Here is a 7,067-nt window from a genome sequence, read left to right as displayed (position 1 = left end):
GACTCCGGATGCGCGGTCGGCGGCCAAGCGGACGGCGGATGCGTTGACGGAGTTGATTCGCCGGTATCTCGACAATGCGGCGACCGGGGTGGACGGTGGTCAGCGTCCGCATGTGAATGTGCATGTGACGGCGAAAGATCTTGCGGAGCATCGGGACTGCGCGAGCACGCGCACTGCATCGTCGAGCTTGGCTACGCCCGATGATGAGACTGACGTCGAGGATGCGCCGGTGTGGGGCTTCGACGATCTGGAGGACCTCGACGATCTCGATGTCGGGCACATGCCGTGGATGGGTCCGCTGAGCATCACCCGCACCCGGATGTTGGCGTGCGACTGCATGCTCTCGACGGTGCTGCTGGATGAGAACGGTGCCCCGCTCGATGTGAGTCCGTTGAAACGGTTGGTGGGGGCGGCGCAGCGGACGGCGTTGATCGCCCGCGACAAGGGGTGTGCGTTCCCGTCGTGTGATGCGGTTCCGGCGTGGTGCGATGCGCACCATATTCGGCCGTGGTCGCAGGGCGGGTTGACGGTGATGGACAACCTCACATTGCTGTGCCGAGCGCACCACACTCTGATCCACCGTAAGGCCGGTTTTGCGGGGCAGTGGGAAATCAAGATGGGGTCGGATCGGAAGCCGTGGTTCATTCCGCCGGCGGGGATTGATCCGGTGCAGCGGCCGCGACGATCAACCCTGCGTCCGGGTCAGTTGCTACGCACCTGAATTATGTTGCACCACAACTGCAGACGTGCCAGGCTTCGCATCAGATTCTCGCCGATGCGAAGCCTGCACACGCGTGCTCACCCGCCGGGTTGAAGATCACTGTGCGTTGCACCGGCATGTCGTCAGGCGTTAGACGTGCTCTTGCAGCCACTGCTCCAGCGTGGTCGGAGCGATCCAAGCGTTGGCGCCCGGTGTGGGGGTGAGTTCCGAGTCGTCGAGTCTTGCACCGAAGTATCCGGCGTCGGGATCGGTTGTCACGGTGCGTTTGTCGCCGGTGGCGGCAAACAGTCTTCGGACAAGTTCGTCGATACCCAAAGGCTCGGGGCCGGCGATTTCGGTCGTGCCGTTCAATGGCGCGCCCGTCACGATCTCGGCGAGGTGGGCCACGACGTCCTGCGAAGCGATCGGCTGCAAGCGTGCCTCGGTCGCATGGACAGCGCCGTCTACGGTCCCGGCATCGGCGATGCCGGCGATGAACTCGAAGAACTGGGTCGAGCGGACGATCGAGTAGGGAATCGGTCCCGCCTTGACCAGGTCTTCCTGGGCGACCTTGGCTCGCATGTATCCGGAGTCGGGTAGTCGGTCGGCACCCACGATCGAAAGGATGACGTGGTGCCTCACTCCGGCATCTTCCTCGGCAGCGAGGATGTGGCTCGTGGACTCGCGGAAGAACGACAGGACGGCGTCGTCTTCCCACGACGGGGAATTGGTGAGGTCCACGACCACGTCGGCACCTTCGACTGCTTCCGCAATTCCTATGCCGGTGGTGGTGTCTATTCCGGATCGACGTCCGAGGGCTGCGACATCGTGTCCAGCTTCACCCAGCTTCGATGCGACTTGGCTGCCGATGAGTCCGGTTCCGAATATGACGAACTTCATTACTTGCTCCTTGGTCAGCGGAAAAGTTCGGCGGCCAATGCTTCGTAGGTCGCCAAAGGATCCGCTTCTGCGGGAAGAGCTTGGATTGCAACATGATCGGCTCCGGCAGCGATATGTTCGCGCAGCCTGTGCGCGATCGAGCGGGCCGTTCCGTATGCCACCAGAGCGTCGATGACACGGTCGTTGCCGTCGTTGGCAATTTCCTCAGGTGCAAAACCGAGACGTTCGAGATTGTTCGTGTAGTTGCGGAGATGGAGGTAGGGGTTGGCGACAGCCGGACGGCCGATTGCCCGTGCCTTCTCTGGATCGGTCTCGAGAACAATTTTGTGTTCCGGTGCAAGGATTTTCGACGGTCCGAGAATTTCGCGAGCTTCGGCGGTGTGCTTTGGCGTTGTCAGATACGGGTGCGCGCCGGCAGCGCGGTCAGCAGACAACTTCAGTACTTTAGGGCCGAGCGCGGCAAGAACTCGACGAGAGTCCGGAACCTGGGCCGCATCGAGTTCGTCGAGGTAGGACACTAATGTGGCGTAGGGCTTCGAGTAATCGCCGGTGGCTTCGGGATGCCCGATGCCGATTCCGAGGAGGAACCGCCCCGGATGCTTGGCTTCGAGTCGGTGGTACGACTCGGCAACTTCAGCAGCCGGTGATGACCAGATGTTGACGATCCCCGTCGCCACGGTGATGTGCTCGGTCGCGTCGAGCAGCTGTTCTGCCAGTCGAAGATCTGCGTGCGGTGAACCGCCGATCCAGATGGTGCCGTAGCCGAGTTTCTCGATAGCCACTCCCAGGTCGGGTTTCAGCCCGGCAGCGCCTCGCCAGATTCCGTACGTGCCCAGGTCAGGTGTCTGCTTCGCGTCAGTCATGATGGGTGCAACCTGTCTGTGATCTGGATCTATTCCGCTCCGGGTTTGCGGTAGTCGGTACGGCGATTGACTGCTTCATCGATTTCTTCCGGTGTGAGCAAGGTGATGGATTCGGATCGGGCGGCGCCTTCGGCGGCTGTTCGGATGCTTAATGCCGCCGCGGCAATGTTGTCGGGAAGAGTGCCTATGACGAACATGTCGTGGCCGCCGAGCGCAAAGTGGCAAGATTCGACTGTGCCGCCAACGCTTTCGACCATTCGGGTGACGGCGTCGCGGCGTGCGCTACCGCCCTCCTTCTGGAGGCCGGCGGCACCGGTCGTCGAGTAGGTCACTTGCCAGAGGTATTTCGGCATTTCCGCTCCTTGGTCGGCAGGGGTCTTCAACGGCTGGGTCTTTAACGGCTGGGGTATTCACCTCCGAGGGGCATACCCACAATGGGGTGGGGGACAATCAACGCATGGTTGGTACTCCCGTGATCGTGACGATCGTGTCTGTCTGTGTTGGTTTTGTGATTTTCATGCTCGCTGCGAGTGGCGCCCGTGGAAAGTGGGATCGTCGACTCGTGATCGCACTTTTTGTCGCGGCAGTGGTGTGTCTGACCGTTGTGCCGGTCTCCGTTGCACTCAGTGCCGGGGTATCGGGCGTCTAGTCTGAAGCGGTGGCAGATATCCGGGTAGGTATCTCGGGGTGGACGTACCCAGCTTGGCGCGGGGACTTCTATCCGAAGGGTCTCGCGCACCGCAAGGAGTTGGCTTATGCCGCAGCGCAATTCAGCTCCATTGAGATCAACGGCACTTTCTATGCGCTCCAGAAGCCCGAAAGCTACGTGAAGTGGCGTAGTGAAACTCCGGACGGTTTTGTATTCGCCCTCAAGGGCGCCCGGTACATCACGCATATGAAGCGGCTCCTCGACGCTGAAACGGGGCTGGCTAATTTCTTCGCGGCCGGCACCTTGGCATTGGGCCCGAAACTCGGCCCGATTCTGTGGCAGCTGCCGCCCACGCTGCAGTTCGAACCCGCACGGTTGTCGAACTTTTTTGATCTCCTTCCGCGCACAACGACGGAGGCGGCGGAATTGGCTGCCCGTCACGACGAGAAGCTGACCGAAGACCGCGTGTTTGCGCAGACCGAGATCGAACTCCCGATCCGTTATGCCGTGGAGGCTCGACATGCGAGCTTCGCTGTGCCCGAAGCGGTGGATCTCATGCGGGAACGCGATATCGGATTTGTCGTTGCGGATACGGCCGGAAGATATCCACAGATCACTACGCCGACCAGCGATTTTGTCTATGTGCGGATGCACGGCGACAAGGAACTGTATGCAAGTGGCTATACAGACGATGCCCTCGATGAGTGGGCCGAACGTTTTCGAGGTTGGAGGGACGACGGGCTCGACGTGTTCGTTTACTTCGACAACGACATGAAAGGTTTTGCGCCGCACAACGCGATGGCGCTGCTGGATCGCTTCACGTGACGGGGGCTGGTGGAGTCTCCAGTTGTCGGTACCGCATGACAAGCTTCGCGCGAGCGCGAATGAAGGAGAACCGAACGTGAACCCCGAGCAGAGTCTGCCGACACCGAGTTGGCCGACAGAGTGGCCGAAGGTTGCCCGCAATATCGCCGACGCGACAGCTGATGCATTGGCAGCAGTGCGCGCCGCCAACAGTGGCGCGCTCACCGACGCCGTCGACGAATTGAAGAATCTGTCATTTGAGCAGGTCAGCTCCGTTCATGCGGCCATCGTGCGTGAACTACTTGAAGACACGCATCCGGACGGGCTCTCGAGCGAAGACGTGCAGGACGCCTTGACTGCGTGTGCCAAGGCCACCATCACGTGGCTGCCCGATCTGGATGTACAAGCCTTGGCTGCGGTCTATACCGGTGCACTCGGCATCTCCGATCTGGAAGACGACTCTTTCCGGATCGGCCACGGCGCCTATCTACGTTCAGCAGTACTGGTGATGGGCAGTTTGTCTGCGGGCACCAAGAAACCGCAGGCAACGTACATCGCCACGGCGATCGGTGAGATCGCCCGGGCGCAGACAATCGAGATGCCCTGACCGAACACCTGTATCGGTATCGAATTCAGACCTAGTCTGAAACTATGTCGAAAATTGCCAGTGCAGATCGGGTTTCGCATTCTGAACTTCTCGCGTTCATTCGGCCGCGGCACCGTGCCACGTTGGTGACGATAAAGAAGTCGGGTGAACTTCAGATATCGCCGGTCACGTGTGGCGTCGACGGCGAAGGCTGCATCGTCATCTCCACCTACCCGGAGCGGGCCAAAGCGGTGAATGTGCGTCGTACGCCTGCTGTTTCGCTGTGTATTCACTCTGATGAATGGAATGGACCGTACGTGCAGGTGAACGGAACGGCCGAGATGATCGACCTACCGGAATCGGTGGAACCCTTGGTCGACTACTACCGTTCGATCGCCGGTGATCACCCTGACTGGGATGAGTACCGCGAGGCGATGCGCAAGCAGGGCAAGAGCCTGATCCGCGTCACCGTCGATTCATGGGGTCCGATTGCGACGGGTGGATTTCCGCCGGGACGCTGACGCCGTGGTAATCCCAGAGTCTCGTGTCAGTCCCAGAGTCCGGCGTCGATGTTGATCGAGATCCGTTTCAGCAGTGCCGTGAGTTGTGTTTGTTCGTTCGCGTCGAGTCCGGACAGCAGTTGGCGGTCGCGTTCGACTCGCCGAGGGAATTCCGCCTCGACCAAAGCGCGCCCTGCTTCGGTCAACGTCAGCAGTACCACTCGCCCATCGCGCTCGAAACGCTGACGCTCCACGAGTCCCAGCTTGGCCAGTCGATCGGCATGTTTGGTGGTGGCAGCGCCACTGAACATGGTGACGGCGGTGACCTCGCTGGCGCGCAATGGGCGGTCGCTGCGTGCGAGTGCGCTCATGACGTCGAACTCTGCGCGGGAGACTCCGCTCGGAGCCAGTGCCCGATCCAACTGGTGGAGGGACTGCGAACTGATGCGAGAGATACGGCCCATCACCTCGACGGGAGAGGTGTCGATTTCGGGGTAGGTGCGCTTCCATTCACGACGGACTTTGTCGATGAAGTCGTCTTCGGAACTGCTTGCCTGCGCCATGAGTACATCTTAGCGACTCAATTCATAGTACTTCACAAGTAATTTACTCGTGAAATAAATGTATGCTGGGTCGATGACGTCGACCGAAACTGCCACCAGCCGCTTCGAACATTCGAGTGATGCGTTGGCTCACTCGGTATCCGGATCGACCTGGCGGGCAGCATTTCGGATCGGGCCCGCTGATGCGACCATTGCGCCGGCTATCCGGGTAGGGCTAGCCGCAGCCGTCGTCTTGATTGTGGGTGGACTCCTCGGCTATCAGCAATTGGCGGGTTTTGCCGCACTCGGGGCCGTGTGTGCAGCCTTCGGCAGGTATGAGCCGTATCCGAGACTGGCCGGCAAGCTCGCGATGGTAGGCGTTGCGCTCGTTGCGTCCGTTGCTGTGGGCGGCGCACTGGGACTGGTCGGGGTTCCGGTGTGGATGCAAATTGGTGCGCTGTCGCTGCTGGCAGGTGCCGCGTACTGCTTCATGTCGGGCTTCGAGATAACAGGACCGGGGCCGGTGATCCTGGTGTTTGCTGCGGCGGGTGCGGCCGGATTTACCTCTACTGCTTCAGGTTTGATGCAATTGATCCTTGCAGCTGCCCTTGGTGTGCTGGTGGGCTGGATGGCGGCGATGTTCCCCGTGCTCGTATTGCCGATGGGTCCGGCGCGGCTGGCCGTTGCACGAGCGGTAGCGGCAGTTGGACGACTAGAGCAAACCGGTGAACCTGGTGTTGTGGCTGCGCAAGCGTCCATTGCTCGTGCGCGCTCGATCACCGCGTCGAGTGGTCGGATCAAATCGACCGTAGATCACGGCCGTGAATTGGTGGCGGTGCTCGACGAAGCAGAAGCGGCGGTCGAGGCATGGCGTGAGCACGGCGACCCGACACTGATTCACGATATTACTCTGCACGAGAAGGAGCTTCGCAAGCTCAAGCGGTCCAGCATGATCGAGCACGCGCTGAAACCGGCTTCGGAAATTCCAGCGCCGGAAGGCTACTTTGTCGCGGGGTTGACGCGAATGTTTTTGCGTGAGGTCCGGATCAACGCAGTTCGTATCGTTCTGGCGTCCGCATTTGCGGGATGGTTAGCGGTAGGCGCCGGCCTCGAGCATCCGACGTGGGCGTCGATGGGTGCGGTTGCCGCGATGCAGGGGCTTAACTACAAGCAGACAGTCCAGCGCGGAATTCAGCGTCTGGCCGGCAATGTCGTCGGGGCAGTCATTGCGGTCGTTCTGATCGCGATGACTCTCGGCTACTGGCAAGCAGTCGTCGCGGTGGTGATCTTCCAGGTAGCGGCGGAACTGTCGGTGATCAAGAACTATGCCCTGACATCCATGGCTGTGACGCCCATGGCCTTGGTGCTCATCGGGCTCAATGCGCCCATTACGACGGACTCGGCAGTGGCGCGTGTGGTCGACACACTGATCGGCGTGGTGGTCGGCGTTGTTGTTGGTGCGCTGACAATCAGCCGCACGGATCGGCACCACGTTTTACGATGAGCTTTGATGACGCGTAAGT

The 7,067-nt window shown here is 60.7% G+C and carries 10 protein-coding genes; 6 read left to right on the top strand and 4 right to left on the bottom strand.

Annotated elements, in window-relative coordinates; translation table 11 throughout:
* On the top strand, window positions 1-721 hold a 721-nt coding region (locus MTX36_RS23765), incomplete at its 5' end, for an HNH endonuclease signature motif containing protein (RefSeq protein WP_243622101.1).
* Window positions 722-850: 129 nt separating this feature from the next.
* On the opposite strand, the gene MTX36_RS23760 is transcribed toward MTX36_RS23765, so the two are convergent.
* From MTX36_RS23760 to MTX36_RS23750, 3 genes are read right to left on the bottom strand one after another with little or no spacing between them, the layout of a single operon-like run.
* Complete coding sequence (locus tag MTX36_RS23760; RefSeq protein ID WP_243622100.1) at window positions 851-1,600, bottom strand: SDR family oxidoreductase; 750 nt, start codon at window positions 1,598-1,600, stop codon at window positions 851-853.
* A 14-nt stretch (window positions 1,601-1,614) separates the two neighbouring features.
* Window positions 1,615-2,463: an LLM class F420-dependent oxidoreductase gene (locus MTX36_RS23755; protein WP_243622099.1), complete on the bottom strand. Its 849-nt coding sequence runs from the start codon at window positions 2,461-2,463 to the stop codon at window positions 1,615-1,617.
* A 29-nt stretch (window positions 2,464-2,492) separates the two neighbouring features.
* Window positions 2,493-2,816 carry a GYD domain-containing protein gene (locus tag MTX36_RS23750; RefSeq protein WP_243622098.1) on the bottom strand — a complete coding sequence of 108 codons (324 nt, stop codon included), beginning with the start codon at window positions 2,814-2,816 and terminating at the stop codon, window positions 2,493-2,495.
* A 104-nt stretch (window positions 2,817-2,920) separates the two neighbouring features.
* Here MTX36_RS23750 and MTX36_RS23745 point away from each other — a divergent pair, with 104 nt between their 5' ends.
* The 4 genes from MTX36_RS23745 (at window position 2,921) to MTX36_RS23730 (ending at window position 5,023) form a co-directional block, all read left to right on the top strand.
* A complete protein-coding gene (locus tag MTX36_RS23745) occupies window positions 2,921-3,112 on the top strand; it encodes a hypothetical protein (RefSeq protein WP_094274627.1) in 192 nt (63 codons plus the stop codon).
* Between the two features lie 9 nt (window positions 3,113-3,121).
* Window positions 3,122-3,937: a DUF72 domain-containing protein gene (locus MTX36_RS23740; protein ID WP_243622097.1), complete on the top strand. Its 816-nt coding sequence runs from the start codon at window positions 3,122-3,124 to the stop codon at window positions 3,935-3,937.
* 76 nt (window positions 3,938-4,013) lie between these two features.
* Entirely contained in the window at window positions 4,014-4,523 is a 510-nt protein-coding gene (locus MTX36_RS23735; protein ID WP_243622096.1) for a hypothetical protein, read from the top strand.
* Window positions 4,524-4,567: 44 nt separating this feature from the next.
* On the top strand, window positions 4,568-5,023 hold the full coding sequence (locus MTX36_RS23730; RefSeq protein ID WP_243622095.1) for a PPOX class F420-dependent oxidoreductase: 456 nt from the start codon (window positions 4,568-4,570) through the stop codon (window positions 5,021-5,023).
* Window positions 5,024-5,049: 26 nt separating this feature from the next.
* On the opposite strand, the gene MTX36_RS23725 is transcribed toward MTX36_RS23730, so the two are convergent.
* On the bottom strand, window positions 5,050-5,565 hold the full coding sequence (locus MTX36_RS23725; RefSeq protein ID WP_243622094.1) for a MarR family winged helix-turn-helix transcriptional regulator: 516 nt from the start codon (window positions 5,563-5,565) through the stop codon (window positions 5,050-5,052).
* A 73-nt stretch (window positions 5,566-5,638) separates the two neighbouring features.
* On the opposite strand from MTX36_RS23725, the gene MTX36_RS23720 reads away from it, so the two are divergent.
* Complete coding sequence (locus MTX36_RS23720; protein WP_243622093.1) at window positions 5,639-7,048, top strand: FUSC family protein; 1,410 nt, start codon at window positions 5,639-5,641, stop codon at window positions 7,046-7,048.
* Window positions 7,049-7,067 lie beyond the last annotated feature (19 nt).

This window comes from Rhodococcus sp. ARC_M6, assembly GCF_022810305.1.
Classification (GTDB): Bacteria; Actinomycetota; Actinomycetes; order Mycobacteriales; family Mycobacteriaceae; genus Rhodococcus_F.
The sequence above is the reverse complement of the archived record's forward strand: the minus strand, read 5'-3'. Positions and strand labels throughout refer to the sequence as shown.